The sequence below is a fragment of the Aeromonas molluscorum 848 genome (genome assembly GCF_000388115.1).
GTDB classification, from domain to species: Bacteria; Pseudomonadota; Gammaproteobacteria; order Enterobacterales; family Aeromonadaceae; genus Aeromonas; species Aeromonas molluscorum.
Genome location: NZ_AQGQ01000085.1, coordinates 1 through 16,626 on the forward strand (window position 1 = coordinate 1; position 16,626 = coordinate 16,626).

Here is a 16,626-nt window from a genome sequence, read left to right on the forward strand (position 1 = left end):
GGGCAAGATGCAGCTGCGAGGCCCTATCCGGTAACGCTGCCCTTGCCAGTGAAGCCACTCCTGATCCCACCGCAGGGAGGCCTGAGCACGGCTAGCCTGACGCTGTGCCAGCCCCAGCCCCAGCAGCCAAAGCGGCAGAAACAGACCCCCACAACCACCCCTGGATCAGGGATGATACCGGCCAGATCAGCAACAAAAACAGCGCCAGCAGACAGCACTGCTGGCGTCGGGAGACGGAGACGGGGATCTGCACTCAACTCTCAGCGATTGGCATCATGACGGGCCTGGTTACGGGTGAGGATCAGCGGGATCATGGCGGCAAAATCCGGATCCGCCGGTGCCCCATGGCCCATGCACCACTTGAACAGATCCGGGTCGTCGCTCTCCAGCAGACGGATGAAGGTCAGCTGCTCGGCATCGCTCAGGCTGTCGAACTCGTGTTCAAAAAACGGCATAAAGATCACATCCAGCTCGAGCATGCCGCGGCGGCAGGCCCACTTCAGGCGGGATTTCTCGATGGGGCTCAACATGGCACTCTCCTTACAAAGACCCGTGGATGGTAACAGCAGGATTTTCAGGCTGACAAACATTCCTTACGTCTTTACCATGCAGGTCACATACTTTTGTCTCAGGAATGCGATCGTGAGCCTGCACCCCCCTGTTTTCCCGGCCGAGCCTACCCAATTTCTCCTGACCGACCTCTCTCTGGTCCGCCTGACCGGCGAGGATAGAGTCAAGTACCTGCAAGGCCAGGTTACCTGCGATGTCAGCGCCCTGACCCCGGGTCAGAGCACCCTCGGCGGCCACTGCGATGCCAAGGGCAAGCTGTGGGGGAATTTTCGCCTCTACTGCCTGCCCGAATGCCTGCTGCTACAGACCAAGGCGTCCCTATTGGCACGCCAGCTGCCGGAGTTGAAGAAGTTTGCCGTGTTCGCCAAGGTCGACATCCAGCAAAGCGACTGGACAAGTCTGGCCATCGCAGGCACGGGCACCGATGCCTGGGTCGCCGCCCAGCTCGGCCTTGGCGACAGTGGCCTCACTCCTCAGGGCATGGCGGTGCGTGTCGCCACCGATCGCTGGCTACTGCTGTGCGAGCAGGATCCGGCCCTGACCTTGCCCAAGGCCGAACAGGCCCTCTGGTGGGCGCTGGATATCCAGGCGGGCATACCGCACCTGGAGGCCGTCCATCAAGGTGAGTACATTCCCCAGATGATCAACCTGCAGGCCCTTGGCGGCATCAGCTTCACCAAGGGTTGCTACATGGGTCAGGAGACGGTGGCCCGCGCCAAGTATCGCGGTGCCAGCAATCGCGCCTTGTTCGTGCTGGCCGGTGAGGCGACAGCCCCTGTGGCGAGCGGCGACACCCTGGAGCTGCAACTCGGCGAGAACTGGCGCCGTGGCGGCCTGGTGCTCAATGCCTGGCAGCAGAATGGTCAAGTCTGGCTCACCGCCGTGCTGCCCAAAGATACCGAGGCCGATGCCATCTATCGCCTCAAACAGGAAGAGGGCTCACGCCTGCACCTTCAACCCCTCCCCTACTCCCTGGCGGAGTAGCATCAGCGTCTCGCTTGCCAAGGCCCCTCGCGGGCCTTTTTACTGGCTGAGATCCTCTCGGCCAGTCCCGGGCTCCCGCCACCGCCTCCTGATGGGCAATGACCACCAGCACCGGGGCTTTAGCGTCGCATTCAGTCCCGAAACACCTGGCGGGCGTGGGCGACCAGAGCCTCCTTGAGCCAGCGGCCAGCGGGCCCCAGGGATCGGTCCCGGCGCCACAACAGCTCCAACCCCAGGCTCTGCTGCTGAGCAAGAAAGTCCACCGGCAAGAGCACCACCTCCCCCCGGGCCAACGGACCCTGCAACAGATATTGGGGGACGGATCCCCAGCCCAGGCCGCGCTTGGTGAGCTCGAGCAGACCCCAGTCCCCCTCCACCCACCAGACGTTTGGCGAGAAGCGAAATCGCTCGCGCTCCCCACCGCCGCGCTGACCCGTCACCATCAACTGGCGCTCCAGCCTGAGATGATCGAGTCCCACCTTGACCAAGGTCGCCAAGGGGTGAGTCGGCGCCGCCACTATGGGCATGGCGAGCCGCCCCAGGGCATGAAACTCCAGCTCAGGGCTCGGCTGCAGGCGCTCGTAACTGATGCCAAGCTGGGCCCGTCCCTCGCGCAGCAGATGAGTGAGGTCCTCGAGCATGGGAAACAGCAGCTCCAGCTCGATGGCGGGGAAAGCCTCGGCAAAGCGGCTCAGCACCTCGGCCACCCAGGAGAGCTGGGAGTCATCATCGATGGCCAGGGTCAGGCGTGACTCCACGCCCCCATGCAGCTCAAGGGCCACGGCTTGCAGCTGCTCGCTGCTGGCGAGCACCGCCCTGGCTTGCGCCACGATGCGCTCCCCCGCCGAGGTCAGTTGCGGATAGCGGCCACTGCGATCGAACAACCCGAGGTCAAGATCGGCCTCCAGATTGGCGATGGCGCTGCTCACCACCGACTGAGCCTTGCCAAGCTGGCGGGCTGCGGCCGAAAAGGAGCCACTGTCGGCGGCGGCCAGCAGGGTCCTGAGCTGCTCCAGGGAGAGATTCATTAGCACGGGCCTTGTCATGGGGGTGGGATTGATAAGTAGCAGTATAAGACCTATCTACTAAAGAGATAGATACCAACGTGTATCCCTAGCAATTTGACGATAGATTGATGTCAGTACTTTCCGTGAAACCTGCTTGAAGAGAGAGATAGCAATGCGTACCTCCCGTGATCGTCTGCGCCACGCCATCGGCTTTGAATTGATTGGCCTGCTGATTGTCGCCCCCCTCGCCAGCTGGCTGACCGGGGTCGCCTTGAGCCACATGGGACCACTGGCCCTGTTTTTCTCGGTGCTCGCGACCGTCTGGAACTATGTCTACAACCTGGGATTTGACCGTCTGCTGCAACGGCGACAGGGTCATACCCGCAAGACGCTCTGGCAGCGGGTGGGGCATGCCATCGGCTTCGAGGGCGGTCTGCTGATCGTGGCCCTGCCAGCCATGGCCTGGTGGCTGAAAATAAGCCTGCTGGAAGCCCTGGTACTGGATCTTGGCTTTGTGATCTTCTACCTGGTCTACGCCTTCGTCTATAACCTGCTCTATGACAAGGTCTTCCCCATCCCGGCTCAGGTCACGCAACACGCCTGAGCCCGTCGCCACCATGCAAAAGGTCCACCCTGAGGTGGACCTTTTTACTGACATGCATGGACGAGTGAGTCGCTCCTTTAGGGTCAGGCAACCGCTTGCTCGGGCTGAACCTCCTCAACACCTATGCCATTCTCCGATTTGGCTACCACCACGCAGACGGCAGTGTCACCCACCACATTGGAGGAGGTGCAGAACATATCATTGATACGATCCACCGCCATGATGATGGCAAGGGCCTCCATCGGTAGGCCGAGTTGCATCAGCATGACCCCTATCATGACCACGCCACCACCAGGCACACCGCCTGCCCCGATGGAGAGGATCAACACGGTAAAGCCAATGGAGAGCAGATCCGCGCTATTGATGCTGGCCCCGGTGGCGTTGGCCACAAACAGGGTCGCCAGCGTGATGTAGATGGAGACGCCGGACATATTCATGGTAGCTCCAAGCGGAACACCAAAACCAGCAATGGACTTACTGACCCCGAACTTTTCGGTCAGGGTACGCATGGTCACCGGAATAGTGGCATTGGAACTGGCGGTCGACAGGGAGAAGAGCACCTGTTCGCGGGTCTTGCGGCGAAATTCGGCGGGTTTTATCCCGGCCAACAGCCAGACCAGCAGCGGGTAGACCAGGAAGATCCAGCCCACCAGCATGGCAACCACCAGCAACACATAACTGGCTACCGACATCAAGGTATCGGCCGCCATGGTGGCACCCAATTGCACCATGAGGGCAAATACGCCGTAAGGAGCCAGTTTCATCACCAGACCCACCAGCTTCATCATCACCTCGTTGGCAATGCGAAACGCATTAACGGCCGGACCGCCACGCTTATCCAGCGCCTGTATTGCCAGGCCGGTCAGGATCGCCATGAAGATGATCTGCAACATGTCACCGGAGGCAAACGCCTGGATCGGGTTGCTCGGCACTATGTTCATGATCATCTTGCCGATATCAGGGGTACTGGTATTGCCTATGTCCACCGCCTCGGCGGCCAGCGGCAAGTGAGCGCCCAACCCGGGTTGCAGCAGCAGACCCACGGTCAGGGCGGCCGTGATGGCCAACACTGTATTGCCGATGTAGAGCAGCAATGTCTTGGTTCCCAGGCGGCCGAAACTCGCCACATCCTTGAGTTCGCAGACCCCACAGACGATGGAGATGTAGACCAGGGGGATGACCATCAGCTTGATCAGGGAAACAAACATACCGCCTATGCCGCTGGCGGTGCCAACCACCCAACTGTCCAGCACTGGTTGGCCGGGGAAGAGATACTGGATGGCACTGCCTAGCACCAGGCCGACAAAGAGGCCGGCGAAGATGCGGGACGAAAGGGACTTATCCATGGGACTGCTCCTGTGTGATTGTCTGTCTTGTATTGTTTTTATAGTCAGTATCACTACCGTGACCCGACGAGGGCAGACTTTACACCCATGAAACAATTTTGCTACAAACAGCGTTTATCACTGTCAATGCCTGTGACATGGATCATATGTTCAGCATTTATCGCCACTTCCGATACATAAACAGAGCATTAACTCCAAGCAATGCCACACCAAACATTCATTTAGTTTTGTTTAACTAATAAATATTAGTTAAACATCGATATTAATCACTTACATTCAGAATTATTAACCTGAAAATAGCCAATACCACGGAGTTTATTACCAATATCATTTAGCCAATTAACCTGAGCGCCCCATGGCAGAGTGATCTGCTGACATAGTCCGCATCAGCCAGCAACAACGGCGCTCATGCCCCCCATCTTGCACCACAAGCAAGGCGCTACTGGGCAGAGCCAGCGATGAAGGTATGAGCCCGAGAAGTGGCCCACAACCAGGAGCAAGGCCTGAGCGGCGGCTAACCAGGCATTTGGGAGAGGATTGCGAGCGGATGAGATAAGCAGAGCAGAGAAAGAGTGGGGTTGCAACAACAGCGGAGGAGCGCCGGTTGCAACCCAGACAGGCTCCCGATTCAGGCCGGGGCGTTGACCAGGGGCGCTTCCTGTTCCTCAAGTGCCTGTTCTTTGCTCAGCATGGCTTCGATATCCTGCTGATATTGACTCAGCATACGCTGGGCCGCCGCCATATCCCCCTTGTGCAGCCGCTCGAACAGATGATGCTGGACCACGCCGCTCAGGTATTCGACCGTGATGGGCTGCTCCAGGGTCTCCAGCAGCTCCTCCTTGTCCAGTTCGGCATTGATCTCGTCCGCACAACTGCGCAACAGACCCGACAACTGGGTCAACATCCGACGCTCACCGTCGCGCAGCAGGCTCAACATGCGAGTTCTCTGCTGCTCATTCTGTTGGGTCATACATTTCCTTACGTCTAGGGGAACAGGCTCGCTCATTTTGCCCTGTCCGCTCAGGAGCGTCTATCCCGTCCAACACTCTTATTTTACCCTCTCGGGGGCTGGGCGCCGTGCTGTGCTATTTCAACCGCTTCTGGGTATAGTAACCCCCATAAGCAGGGGTATTTGACCCCTTGGCGACCCAGATTCGGAGACCCCTATTCCATGACAGATGCCATGCTGCTGCTCTGTACCTGCCCGAGCCAGGCGAGCGCCGACCTCATCAGCGAGCAACTGCTCGAGCGCCGCCTCGCGGCCTGCATCAACCAGTTGGCACCGGTGCGCTCAGTCTACCGCTGGCAGGGCAAAATAGAGCGGGCAAGCGAGATCCAGCTCATCATCAAGTCCCGCATCTCCCTCTTTGCTGACATAGAGCAGAGGATTTTGGCCCTGCATCCCTATGAGACCCCCGAGCTGCTGATGCTGCCCATCACCGGTGGCCACACGCCTTATCTCGCCTGGCTGATGGAGGAAACTTCATGATGGGCGTGCGCTTGTTTCGCTCCTTGTTGCTGCTCTGCAGCCTGCTGGTTCCCCTCTCCCAGGCTCAGGCCAGCGGCGATCTGCTTGGCTCCCTGGGACTGGGTCAACAGAGCCCCAGCTTCCTCAAGGTCGATCAGGCCTTCGTGCTCGACTCGGTGCAAGATGGTGACAGACTGACGGTGCGCCTGCAGATCGCCGATGGCTACTACCTCTACCGTCACCGCTTCACTTTCAAGGGAGAGAACGCCAGCCTCGATGCCCCCACGCTTCCCCCAGGCAGTGACCATGAAGATGACTTCTTCGGTAAAACAGAGGTTTACTACCAGCAAGTCGAGATACCGCTGCAGCTTACCCAGGTTGACGAACGGGGACGCCTGCACATCAGCTATCAGGGTTGTACCGAGGGACTCTGCTACCCGCCGACCGACAAAGTGATAGCACTGACTCCCCTTGCGGCCCAAACCACTGCGGAGCCAGGCGAAAACCAGCCAGTGGCTGAGAGTACGCCGACCAGCCAGCAGGACAAGCTGGCCGCAGCACTCGGCAACCAGGGCTTCTGGCTCAGCATTGCCGCCTTCTTCGTGCTGGGGCTCGGGCTCGCCTTCACCCCCTGCGTTTTCCCCATGTACCCCATACTGACCGGCATCATTGCAGGGGCTGGTGCGCGACTGTCGACCCGACGAGCCTTCCTGCTCTCTCTGGTTTATGTGCAAGGCATGGCCGTCACCTACACCCTGCTCGGCTTGGTGGTGGCGTCTGCTGGGCTGAAATTCCAGGCAGCCTTGCAGCACCCCTATGTGCTGATCGGCCTCTCGGCCATGTTCGTGCTGCTGGCGCTCTCCATGTTCGGCTGCTACAGCCTGCAACTGCCAAGCGGCCTGCAAACCCGGCTAGCCGACCTCTCCAACCGCCAGCAGGGCGGCTCAATACCCGGGGTCGCCATCATGGGCATGATCTCGGGGCTGGTCTGCTCCCCCTGCACCACGGCACCGCTGTCGGGTGCACTCATCTATGTGGCCCAGAGCGGCGACCTCTGGCTCGGCGGTGCGGCGCTCTATGCCCTCTCCCTGGGGATGGGGCTGCCGCTGCTGCTGCTCGGCACCTCAGGGGGCAAGCTGCTGCCCAGGGCAGGGGCCTGGATGGATGTGATCAAACAGCTCTTCGGGTTTGCGCTGCTGGCCGTGCCCATACTGCTGCTGTCACGGCTGTGGAGCGATCAGCTCGCCACCCTGGCATGGCTCGCGTGGGGCCTGGCCCTGTGCGGCTATCTCTATCACCACAATCAAGGATCCCCCCACAGCCTGGGCAAGAGCCTGCGCGGCTTTCTCATTCTGCTGGCCATGATAACCGGCGCACTCCTGGTCAAGGAGACCCTGTTCCCGGCACCCATCGCACAAGTCGAGGCCAAGGCGCCCCAGTTTGTCCGGGTCAAGACGGTGCAGGATCTGCAACGACAGCTGGCCGCAGCCCGCGGCAAACCGGTGATGCTGGATCTCTACGCCGACTGGTGCGTGGCCTGCAAGGAGTTCGAACACAAGACGTTCAGCGATCCTGCCGTGCGGGCGCGTTTCGATAAGATGGTATTGCTGCAGGCCGATGTCACCGCCAATGATGATGACGACGTCACCCTGCTCAATGAGCTGAAGGTGCTGGGGTTGCCTACCCTTATCTTCTTCGACCGCAAGGGCCAGGAGCTGACCGGGCAACGCATCACTGGTTTCATGGGACCTGATGAGTTTCTCGGCCAGCTGGACACCCTGCCGTGAGGCTGACGTCGCAGGGATTCTCCCATCTGCGACTGATGAAGTTGCTGCCAGCGCGCGCACCGCATCTGGATCTGCTCTGGGATCTGCTGATGGCCACCCCGGATTACAGCCTGCTGATCACCCGACGCTTGCCGACGCGCCAGGATGCCTGGGAGCTGCTCAACGACTGCCCCGCGGGGATCAGGGCCCAGGACAAGCTGGTGCTGGCCATCATGGACGAGCAGCACATCGTGGGCTGCATCGATCTGGTTCGCGGTTACCCCACCCCAGAGACCGCCTTTCTTGGCCTGCTGCAGCTCAGACCAGCAGCCCAGGGTCAAGGCCTTGGCAGCGCCATGCTCTGCGAGATCATGGCGCAGGCCGCAGCCTGGCACTGTACCCGGCTACGCCTGGCGGTGATCGAGACCAATGGCCCCGGCCTCACCTTCTGGCTGCGCCACGGTTTTTGCCAGGTGGGACGCCGGTCACTGCCCCAGTACGTCGGTGATGCCCTGCTGATGGAGCGGGCCGTCTGCCACCCCTACCCGCAGACGCAATGACCCGGTCGCTGTGCCGCCACATCACGCCTGCCGTTTTTTCTGCGCCCGGGCCGCCAATCCCCTTGTATATGACGAGCGCCATGGCAGAATCTGCCCTTTCCCCCGTAATGCCCTCTGGAGTCGTGATGAAAAAGTGGTTCATCCCCCTGCTAGCTCTCTGGCTGTCTGCCTGCAGCTCGGGACCCGGGGTCGACGAGATAGAGAGCCAGGTCAGGGCCCGCCTGCTGGCCGATAGCGATGCCAAGCTGTTTGATATGAGCGACTTTCAGGTACTGGACAAGAGTGAATCCCAGGAAGGCGTGTATCTGATCAAGGTCAGCTATCAACTGCACTTCAAACAAGGGCTGGATCAGCTGCAAGTTTTGCAGGACGAGGATCTGGTCTACGACAAGGTGGGCCCCTATCAGCAGGAGATGGCGCTGATGGAACTGGAGCGAAAATACGGCGACTTTGAGGCGGGACATGTCGTGGCGCAGCAGACCCAGGTATGGATGGTCAAAACAGAGCAGGGCTGGCGCCTGGCCGAACCCAGCCAAACATAGGGATGATGCCCTTCATCCCTATCAATCTGCAGGCCGCCTCACCCCTCTTAGAGCAGATCTTTCATCCTGTGCCACAGCATGCCCAGTGCCAGTAGGGGAGACCGCAAGGCGGCCCCCCCTGGGAAACTCATGTGGGGAACGCTGCTGAACAGATCGAACCCCCGGCTCTGCCCCACGATTGCCTCGGCCACCAGCTTGGCGGCCATGTGGGTCGCATTGAGGCCATGCCCCGAATAAGCCTGGGCATAGAAGACGTTGTCATGATCAGGCAAGCGCCCAATCTGCGGCAGGCGGTTGGCACCTATGCCTATCATTCCTCCCCACTGAAACTCGATGGCGGTACCCGCGAGCTCCGGGAAGACCCGCAACAATTTTGGCAGCATAAAGGCCTTGATGTCTTTGGGATCCTTCCCCGAGTAGTTGCAGGCCCCGCCAAACAGCAGGCGCCCATCTGCCGATAACCGGTAGTAATCGAGGGCCACATTCTGATCGCACACCGCCATGTTTTGCGGCAGCAAGCGCTGGCGCAACCGCTTCTCAAGCACCTGGGTCGCCAAAATATACGAACCGGCAGGCAGCACCCGTCCCCCTATCTCGGGATCCAGATCATTGAGGTAGGCGTTGCAGCCAAGCACCAGGTATTTGGCGCGGCATCGGCCATGGGCCGTGGTGACTTGCAGCGTGCTGCCATAGTCGATATGGGTCACCCGGGAGTGCTCGAACAGAGCGACCCCGAGGCTGGCGGCGGCGCGCGCCTCGCCGAGAGCCAGGTTGAGTGGGTGCAGGTGACCCGACCCCATATCGACCAGACCGCCGATATAGCGCGGTGAGCCCACCACGCTGGCCATGTCGCCTCTATCCACCAGGCGCAGTTCATGCTGGTAACCCAGGGCCTGAAGGTGCTTGAGCTCTTGCTCGAAGCCACGCACGTGCCGCGTCTTGGTGGCGAGATCGCAATAGCCCCAGCGCAAGTCGCAGTCAATGTTGAAACGCTCGATGCGCTCGCGCACCAGTTGCACCGCCTCCAGCCCCATCAGATCCAGCTCGCGCACCCCTTGCTCACCGATATGGCGGATGAACTGGCTAGTGTCATGGCCGATGCCGCGGATCAGCTGGCCACCGTTGCGACCGGACGCCCCCCAACCGATGCGATTCGCCTCAAGCAAAATCACCTTGTAGCCCGCCTCCGCCAGATTGATGGCGGTATTGAGTCCGGTGAAACCGCCCCCTATGACGCAGACATCCGCATCCAGCTCACCAGATAGCTCGGGCCAACTCGAAAGGTCATTGCGCGTCGCCGCATAATATGAGGCTGTGTGTTCCTGATTCCCTGTACCCATAAGTCAGCATCCTGCCCATGTCTGTTTACTAAAATAAACAACCGTTAACAGAGAATACCCATAGGGGGACGGCAATCCAGCCTCTCCACCACGAAAACCCCTGGCGAGTCACAGAAACGCAAAAGGCGCCCCTGAGGGCGCCTTGGTCAGCAATCGAGTACCGAGAATTACAGTACGTCGATGGCGTTCAGGTCGGAGAAGGCTTTCTCCAGACGAGCGATCATGGAAGTCTGACCGGCACGTACCCAGACACGCGGATCGTAGAACTTCTTGTTCGGCTTGTCGGCACCTTCAGGGTTGCCCAACTGAGCTTGCAGGTAAGCTTCGTTCGCCTTGTAGAAGTCCAGAACACCTTCCCATGTAGCCCACTGGGTGTCGGTATCGATGTTCATCTTGACCACACCGTAGGAGATGGACTCGCGGATCTCTTCCAGGGTAGAACCTGAACCACCGTGGAATACGAAGTCCAGAGACTTGGCTGGCAGACCGAACTTCTCGGAAACGAATTTCTGGGAAGCATCCAGGATGGACGGGGTCAGCTTGACGTTACCCGGCTTGTAAACACCGTGCACGTTGCCGAAGGAGGCAGCGATGGTGAAACGCGGGCTGATCTTGGACAGACGCTCGTAAGCGTAAGCCACGTCTTCCGGCTGGGTGTACAGGGAGGATTGGTCCAGGTGGCTGTTGTCCACGCCATCTTCTTCACCGCCAGTGCAACCCAGTTCCAGCTCCAGAGTCATGTTCATCTTGGCCATGCGGGTCAGGTATTCGCAGCAGATGTCGATGTTCTCTTCCAGCGGCTCTTCGGACAGGTCCAGCATGTGGGAGGAGAACAGCGGCTTGCCGGTCTCGGCAAAGTGCTTCTCACCGGCGTCCAGCAGGCCGTCGATCCAGGGCAGCAGCTTCTTGGCGGCGTGGTCGGTGTGCAGGATCACGGGAACACCGTAAGCTTCGGCAACGGCGTGCACGTGCTTGGCACCGGAGATGGCACCCAGTACGGCAGCTTGCTGGCCTTCCAGCTTCAGGCCCTTACCGGCGGTGAACACGGCACCGCCGTTGGAGAACTGAACGATGACCGGAGCCTTCACCTTGGCGGCAGCTTCCAGCACGGCGTTGACGGAATCGGTACCGACACAGTTAACAGCCGGCAGAGCGAAGCCGTTCTCTTTAGCGATAGCGAACACTTTCTGAACGTCATCACCAGTGATCACGCCGGGTTTTACGAAGTCGAAAATTTTCTTAGACATGTTAATCGTCCTGTTCTCGTATGCCGTTAATAAAAAGTGGAGGTTTATCACGAACTGCCGCAGCGGCCACATGATAAACGAAACGGGAGGCTTTTGCCCCCCGTCCCGGGTCAATTAGGCTTTGGCGCGCTGTTCCAGCATGGCCACGGCCGGCAGTACCTTGCCTTCTACAAACTCCAGGAAGGCGCCGCCGCCGGTGGAGATGTAGGAGACTTTGTCGGCAATGCCGAACTTGTCGATGGCGGCCAGGGTGTCACCACCGCCAGCGATGGAGAAGGCCGGGGAAGCCGCGATGGCTTCGGCAATCACCTTGGTGCCTGCGGAGAACTGGTCGAACTCGAATACACCAACCGGGCCGTTCCACAGAATGGTCTTGGCGTTCATGATGATGTCGGCCAGGGCCTTGGCAGAATCCGGGCCGATGTCGAAGATCATGTCGCCATCGGTCACGTCGGAGACGGACTTGATGGTGGCCGGAGTGTTTTCTGAGAACTCGCTGCCCACGACCACGTCGGTGGTGACCGGAATGTTGGTCTCGGCGGCCAGTTTCTTGGCGGTGTCGAGCAGGTCATGTTCACACAGGGACTTGCCGACGTTGTGACCGGCAGCGGCGATGAAGGTGTTGGCGATGCCACCACCGACCACCAGCTGGTCAGCGATCTTGGAGAGGGATTCCAGCACGGTCAGCTTGGTGGAAACCTTGGAGCCGCCCACGATGGCGACCATGGGGCGCTCGGGCTTGAGCATGGCTTTGCCCAGGGCCTCCAGTTCACCGGCCAGCAGCGGACCGGCACAGGCGACGGGGGCGAACTGAGCCACACCGTAGGTGGAACCTTCGGCGCGGTGAGCAGTACCGAATGCATCCATTACGAAGATGTCACACAGGGCGGCGTATTTTTTGGCCAGCTCTTCGGTATTCTTCTTCTCGCCCTTGTTGAAGCGGCAGTTTTCCAGCACAACCAGCTCACCGGCGGCGACGTCTACGCCATCCAGGTAATCTTTGGCCAGGGTGACGTTGCAGGAGAGTGCGTCTTTCAGATAGTTGACAACCGGCGCCAGGGAGAACTCTTCGTTGTATTCACCCTCGGTCGGACGACCCAAGTGGGAGGTGATCATCAGCTTGGCACCCTTTTCCAGAGCCAGCTTGATGGTCGGCAGCGTTGCTTTGATCCGTGCATCGGAAGTGACCTTGCCGTCTTTTACCGGCACGTTCAGGTCAGCACGGATCAGAACGCGTTTACCCGCCAGATCCAGGTCGGTCATCTTGATAACAGACATATTCAGTCCTCTATATTTTCAGGTAATGTTAAAAACAGTAACCTTGCGCCCGGTGCAAGCTCTCAGCCTGCGGCCATCATGGCCCGGGTGGTATCCAACATGCGGTTAGCGAAGCCCCATTCGTTATCGCACCACATCAACATCTTGACGAGGTTGGCATCGCTGACCCTTGTCTGGGTACCATCGATGATGCAGGAGTGTGCATCATGATTGAAATCGACGGAGACCAAGGGTTCCTCCGTGTAATCCAGAATACCGCTTAATGTACCTCTGGATGCCCGCTGCAGGGCTTGATTTACGTCAGTAACCGTCACTTTTTTACGAACAGTAATACTGAGATCCATTGCCGTTACATTGATGGTCGGCACCCGTACAGCGATCGCCTCAAACTTGCCGGCGAAGTGGGGAAGGATACGCTCCAACCCCTTTGCCAGCTTGGTATCCACCGGAATGATGGACTGGCTGGCGGCCCGGGTTCTGCGCAAGTCACTGTGGTAAGCATCGATGACTTGCTGGTCGTGCATGGCCGAATGAATTGTCGTAATAGTACCACAATTTATCTCGAATTCTCGATGCAATGTTTCGATGACAGGCACCACGCAGTTGGTGGTACAAGAGGCGTTGGAGACGATCCGCTCCCGTCCGGTCAAGGTCTGATGGTTTACCCCGAAAACGATTGTCGCATCCACATCCGCATCCGCGGGATGGGAGAAGAGCACCTTGCCCGCCCCCGCCCCCAGATGGCGCTCGGCATCGGCCCGGGAGCCAAACACGCCGGTACAGTCTAGCACCACATCCACTCCCAGCGCCCGCCATGGCAGGTTGGCAGGATCCCGTTCCGCGAACAGGGCGATGAGATCCTGCCCCACCTGCATGCTGCTACCGGCCAGTTGCACAGGATGTGCGAAGCGACCGTGGCTGGTGTCAAAGCGGGTCAGGTGCACCATGGCCTCGGGCGCCGCCAGCTCGTTGATGGCGACTATCTTGATGCTCTTGTCCCGACCACTCTCGTAGAGAGCACGCAGCACATTGCGGCCGATCCGCCCGTAACCATTGATGGCAATCTTGATCATGGAAATTACGTGTCCTTACCTGCGACTAAAGAGAGGATGAAGGGGTGGCATCATGAGAGTTGCGCCTCCCGGAAGGTACCACGAGCCAAGAGTGCCGCGCCGAATACCCCGGCACTGTCCCCCAGGGCTGGAGCAATAATGGGGGCCCGGAAGCGGGGATTAAAGAGGAAGGGCAAAATTGTCTGGGCACCGACGCTATAGAGACTCTGCACATTGCCCACCCCGCCGCCGATGACGATGACATCGGGATCGAGAATGTTGACCACGTTGGCCAAGGCCTGGCCAAACAACAAGTGCAACCGATCTATGGTCAGCTTGGCCACATGGTCATGGGCGGTTGCCGCCGCAATCTGGGCCAGAGGGAGATGACGCTTGGTCTTGGCCTGGTACCAGGCCTCCAGGGCCGGGCCGCTGATGAGGGTTTCGACACAACCGCGTTTGCCGCAGTAGCACTCGGGTCCGTCGGGGGAGAGCACATTATGACCCCACTCCCCGGCAATGCCGTGGTGGCCATTGAGGATCTGGCCATTGATGACGATGCCGGAGCCCACACCAGTACCCATGATGATGCCAAATACGACCTTGGCATCGGGATGGTGCTGGCGCACCGCCCCCAAGTGGGTTTCAGCCAAAGCAAAACAGTTGGCGTCATTGGCGATCAGCACCGGAATGCCGAGCCTGCGTTCCAGATCTTCCTTGAACGGCTGGCCATTGAGTTCAGTGGTGTTGCAGTTCTTCATCACCCCGGTCTGGGGATCCCGCGCCCCCGGCGTACCCATGCCGATGAGGGTCGGGCGCTGGCCGAGCTTGTCGGCACACTCATCCACCAGCTTGGCGATCTGGCCAATCATGTGCTGATAACCGCCACGGCGCTCGGTCGGAATACGATGACGCAGCAGCACCTCGTCGCCATCGAGCACCACGCACTCGCACTTGGTGCCGCCCAGGTCGATACCCCAATCCCATGATCTCTTGCTCATTTCGCCTCCTGCCAAGCTCGAAGCACCAGTGTAACCCGACTGGCGTCCCGCTCACCACTGACCAGTGTCAGCCTGTGGCGCTATCGGGGTTAGCCACCAACGACAACGGGGCCCGCAGGCCCCGTTGATAGCGATTGAGCAGCCTGCAGGGCTCAGCGGCCGTGGTATTGACCGGAGAGCTCGTGCACCGCATTGACGAAGACACCGGCGTGCTCCGGATCCACATCCTGATGGATGCCGTGGCCCAGGTTGAAGACGTGGCCGTTGCCGCTGCCAAAGCCCGCCAGAATGGTGGCGACCTCTTCGCGGATGCGCGCTGGCGCGGCGTAGAGCATGGAGGGATCCATGTTGCCCTGCAACGCCACCTTGTCACCGACCCGGCGCTTGGCGTCCGCGATGTCTATGGTCCAGTCCAGGCCCAGGGCATCGCAGCCGGTGGCGGCGATCTGCTCCAGCCACTGGCCGCCGTTTTTGGTGAACAGGGTCACGGGCACGCGGCGGCCTTCGTGTTCCCGGATCAGGCCGTCGACAATCTTGTGCATGTACTGCAGGGAGAAGTCGCGGTAATCCCGCGGGGTCAACACACCGCCCCAGGTGTCGAACACCATGACCGACTGGGCACCGGCCAGGATCTGGGCGTTGAGGTAGCTGATCACGCTGTCGGCCAGCTTGTCGAGCAGCAGGTGCAGAGTCTGCGGCTCGGCATACATCATCTGCTTGATCTTGGTGAAGGCCTTGGAGCTGCCCCCCTCCACCATGTAGGTGGCCAGGGTCCAGGGACTGCCGGAGAAACCAATCAGCGGCACGTCGCCTTTCAGCTCGCGGCGTATGGTGCGCACCGCATTCATCACGTAACCGAGTTCATCTTCCGGATCCGGAATGGGCAGTGCCTGCACATCGGCCATGGATTTGATGGGTCGTTCGAAGCGCGGGCCTTCGCCATGCTCGAAATAGAGACCCAGTCCCATGGCGTCAGGAATGGTGAGGATGTCGGAGAAGAGGATGGCGGCATCGAGCGGGTAGCGGCGCAGGGGCTGCAGAGTGACTTCACAAGCCAGCTCGGCGTTGCGGCACAGGGACATGAAGTCCCCTGCGACGGCGCGGGTCGCCTTGTATTCCGGCAGATAACGGCCAGCCTGGCGCATCATCCATACCGGGGTCATGTCCACATCCTGGCGCAACAGGGCACGCAGATATCGATCGTTCTTCAGCTCTTTCATCCCAATTCCTGAGTCATATCACGCATAAAATGACGGATATGATACCACTTTGTGCGCCGCTGCGGGGGATGCAAACCACAGCGCCGACCGCCCGGAGTGCAAAGATGTGAGAGGGCGCAACCTCGGCTTGCGATGCCAGTGGTTTTCCGGGGCCGGGCAGACGTCGATTCAGGCATCGCTCATCCCCCACCTGTGGCCAGGTTGCAACCGCCCTCAGAGGGGCTCGCGGCAGAGCTCAATCAATCGGCGCGCTATGGTGCCATGCGGTGGAATGCGCGGCAGGGCATCGAGTTCGAAGAAATCGGCGGCCACCAGCTCCTCCTCCTGCAGGCGGATCTCGCCGCCCTGGTACTCGGCGATGAAGCCCATCATCAAGCTGTGGGGGAAAGGCCAGGGCTGGCTGCCTACATAGCGGATATTGCCGACCCGGATGCCGCTCTCCTCAAACACCTCCCGCGCCACACACTGCTCCAGGTTTTCGCCAGCCTCGACGAAGCCCGCCAGCACGGTGAACATGGGGTCGTCCGCCTGATAGTGACGGCGATGGGCCCCCAGCAGCAGCTGGGAGCCCCGACGCACCGCCACTATGATGCAGGGGGAGATACGCGGATATGCCATGTGTCCCTGATGGCACCCTTGTG

Annotated in this window: 17 protein-coding genes; 6 read left to right on the forward strand and 11 right to left on the reverse strand. The window is 60.0% G+C overall.

Annotated elements, in window-relative coordinates; translation table 11 throughout:
- Positions 1–260: 260 nt before the first annotated feature.
- Entirely contained in the window at positions 261–530 is a 270-nt protein-coding gene (gene sdhE, locus G113_RS12215; protein WP_005902655.1) for an FAD assembly factor SdhE, read from the reverse strand.
- A 112-nt stretch (positions 531–642) separates the two neighbouring features.
- Here sdhE and ygfZ point away from each other — a divergent pair, with 112 nt between their 5' ends.
- Entirely contained in the window at positions 643–1,554 is a 912-nt protein-coding gene (ygfZ, locus tag G113_RS12220; protein WP_005902657.1) for a tRNA-modifying protein YgfZ, read from the forward strand.
- A gap of 131 nt (positions 1,555–1,685) precedes the next feature.
- Here the strand turns inward: ygfZ and G113_RS12225 are convergent, their stop codons facing one another.
- On the reverse strand, positions 1,686–2,582 hold the full coding sequence (locus G113_RS12225; protein WP_005902659.1) for a LysR family transcriptional regulator: 897 nt from the start codon (positions 2,580–2,582) through the stop codon (positions 1,686–1,688).
- A 151-nt stretch (positions 2,583–2,733) separates the two neighbouring features.
- Here G113_RS12225 and G113_RS12230 point away from each other — a divergent pair, with 151 nt between their 5' ends.
- Entirely contained in the window at positions 2,734–3,165 is a 432-nt protein-coding gene (locus G113_RS12230; protein ID WP_005902662.1) for a PACE efflux transporter, read from the forward strand.
- Positions 3,166–3,248: 83 nt separating this feature from the next.
- On the opposite strand, the gene G113_RS12235 is transcribed toward G113_RS12230, so the two are convergent.
- Both G113_RS12235 and G113_RS12240 read right to left on the reverse strand, forming a co-directional pair.
- A complete protein-coding gene (locus tag G113_RS12235; RefSeq protein WP_005902664.1) occupies positions 3,249–4,511 on the reverse strand; it encodes a dicarboxylate/amino acid:cation symporter in 1,263 nt (420 codons plus the stop codon).
- 628 nt (positions 4,512–5,139) lie between these two features.
- Entirely contained in the window at positions 5,140–5,481 is a 342-nt protein-coding gene (locus G113_RS12240; RefSeq protein ID WP_005902666.1) for a hypothetical protein, read from the reverse strand.
- A 201-nt stretch (positions 5,482–5,682) separates the two neighbouring features.
- Here G113_RS12240 and cutA point away from each other — a divergent pair, with 201 nt between their 5' ends.
- From cutA to G113_RS12260, 4 genes are all read left to right on the forward strand, one after another.
- Positions 5,683–6,000 (forward strand): divalent-cation tolerance protein CutA, encoded by a 318-nt coding sequence (cutA, locus tag G113_RS12245; RefSeq protein ID WP_040319181.1) that lies wholly within the window; start codon positions 5,683–5,685, stop codon positions 5,998–6,000.
- The gene (locus tag G113_RS12250; protein ID WP_005902670.1) at positions 5,997–7,766 is read left to right on the forward strand and encodes a protein-disulfide reductase DsbD; all 1,770 of its coding nucleotides are present in this window, start codon (positions 5,997–5,999) and stop codon (positions 7,764–7,766) included. Before cutA ends, G113_RS12250 begins: the two co-directional genes overlap by 4 nt.
- Positions 7,763–8,305 carry a GNAT family N-acetyltransferase gene (locus tag G113_RS20255; protein ID WP_152436030.1) on the forward strand — a complete coding sequence of 181 codons (543 nt, stop codon included), beginning with the start codon at positions 7,763–7,765 and terminating at the stop codon, positions 8,303–8,305. Before G113_RS12250 ends, G113_RS20255 begins: the two co-directional genes overlap by 4 nt.
- Positions 8,306–8,430: 125 nt before the next feature.
- Positions 8,431–8,847 (forward strand): putative periplasmic lipoprotein, encoded by a 417-nt coding sequence (locus G113_RS12260; RefSeq protein WP_005902674.1) that lies wholly within the window; start codon positions 8,431–8,433, stop codon positions 8,845–8,847.
- 47 nt (positions 8,848–8,894) lie between these two features.
- On the opposite strand, the gene G113_RS12265 is transcribed toward G113_RS12260, so the two are convergent.
- The 7 genes from G113_RS12265 to nudC form a co-directional block, all read right to left on the reverse strand.
- Positions 8,895–10,187 carry an NAD(P)/FAD-dependent oxidoreductase gene (locus tag G113_RS12265; protein ID WP_005902677.1) on the reverse strand — a complete coding sequence of 431 codons (1,293 nt, stop codon included), beginning with the start codon at positions 10,185–10,187 and terminating at the stop codon, positions 8,895–8,897.
- Between the two features lie 167 nt (positions 10,188–10,354).
- Positions 10,355–11,434, reverse strand: a complete 1,080-nt coding sequence (gene fbaA / locus G113_RS12270) for a class II fructose-bisphosphate aldolase (protein WP_005902679.1) — start codon at positions 11,432–11,434, stop codon at positions 10,355–10,357.
- Between the two features lie 114 nt (positions 11,435–11,548).
- Positions 11,549–12,712, reverse strand: coding sequence for a phosphoglycerate kinase (locus tag G113_RS12275; protein WP_005902681.1), 1,164 nt, complete (start codon positions 12,710–12,712; stop codon positions 11,549–11,551).
- Positions 12,713–12,774: 62 nt separating this feature from the next.
- Positions 12,775–13,785 carry an erythrose-4-phosphate dehydrogenase gene (gene epd, locus G113_RS12280; RefSeq protein ID WP_005902682.1) on the reverse strand — a complete coding sequence of 337 codons (1,011 nt, stop codon included), beginning with the start codon at positions 13,783–13,785 and terminating at the stop codon, positions 12,775–12,777.
- A gap of 50 nt (positions 13,786–13,835) precedes the next feature.
- Positions 13,836–14,765, reverse strand: coding sequence for an ROK family protein (locus G113_RS12285; RefSeq protein WP_005902684.1), 930 nt, complete (start codon positions 14,763–14,765; stop codon positions 13,836–13,838).
- Positions 14,766–14,917: 152 nt separating this feature from the next.
- On the reverse strand, positions 14,918–15,985 hold the full coding sequence (hemE, locus tag G113_RS12290; protein ID WP_005902686.1) for a uroporphyrinogen decarboxylase: 1,068 nt from the start codon (positions 15,983–15,985) through the stop codon (positions 14,918–14,920).
- 213 nt (positions 15,986–16,198) lie between these two features.
- The coding region (gene nudC, locus G113_RS12295) for an NAD(+) diphosphatase (RefSeq protein WP_040319183.1) at positions 16,199–16,626 on the reverse strand (428 nt) is incomplete at its 5' end.

What these genes read in the sequence shown, in the direction of transcription:
- sdhE (WP_005902655.1), bottom strand. Translation starts at nt 530, where the DNA reads ATGTTGAGCCCCATCGAGAAATCCCGCCTGAAGTGGGCCTGCCGCCGC.
- G113_RS12225 (WP_005902659.1), bottom strand. Translation starts at nt 2,582, where the DNA reads ATGAATCTCTCCCTGGAGCAGCTCAGGACCCTGCTGGCCGCCGCCGAC.
- G113_RS12230 (WP_005902662.1), top strand. Translation starts at nt 2,734, where the DNA reads ATGCGTACCTCCCGTGATCGTCTGCGCCACGCCATCGGCTTTGAATTG.
- G113_RS12235 (WP_005902664.1), bottom strand. Translation starts at nt 4,511, where the DNA reads ATGGATAAGTCCCTTTCGTCCCGCATCTTCGCCGGCCTCTTTGTCGGC.
- G113_RS12240 (WP_005902666.1), bottom strand. Translation starts at nt 5,481, where the DNA reads ATGACCCAACAGAATGAGCAGCAGAGAACTCGCATGTTGAGCCTGCTG.
- cutA (WP_040319181.1), top strand. Translation starts at nt 5,683, where the DNA reads ATGACAGATGCCATGCTGCTGCTCTGTACCTGCCCGAGCCAGGCGAGC.
- G113_RS12250 (WP_005902670.1), top strand. Translation starts at nt 5,997, where the DNA reads ATGATGGGCGTGCGCTTGTTTCGCTCCTTGTTGCTGCTCTGCAGCCTG.
- G113_RS12260 (WP_005902674.1), top strand. Translation starts at nt 8,431, where the DNA reads ATGAAAAAGTGGTTCATCCCCCTGCTAGCTCTCTGGCTGTCTGCCTGC.
- G113_RS12265 (WP_005902677.1), bottom strand. Translation starts at nt 10,187, where the DNA reads ATGGGTACAGGGAATCAGGAACACACAGCCTCATATTATGCGGCGACG.
- fbaA (WP_005902679.1), bottom strand. Translation starts at nt 11,434, where the DNA reads ATGTCTAAGAAAATTTTCGACTTCGTAAAACCCGGCGTGATCACTGGT.
- G113_RS12275 (WP_005902681.1), bottom strand. Translation starts at nt 12,712, where the DNA reads ATGTCTGTTATCAAGATGACCGACCTGGATCTGGCGGGTAAACGCGTT.
- epd (WP_005902682.1), bottom strand. Translation starts at nt 13,785, where the DNA reads ATGATCAAGATTGCCATCAATGGTTACGGGCGGATCGGCCGCAATGTG.
- G113_RS12285 (WP_005902684.1), bottom strand. Translation starts at nt 14,765, where the DNA reads ATGAGCAAGAGATCATGGGATTGGGGTATCGACCTGGGCGGCACCAAG.
- hemE (WP_005902686.1), bottom strand. Translation starts at nt 15,985, where the DNA reads ATGAAAGAGCTGAAGAACGATCGATATCTGCGTGCCCTGTTGCGCCAG.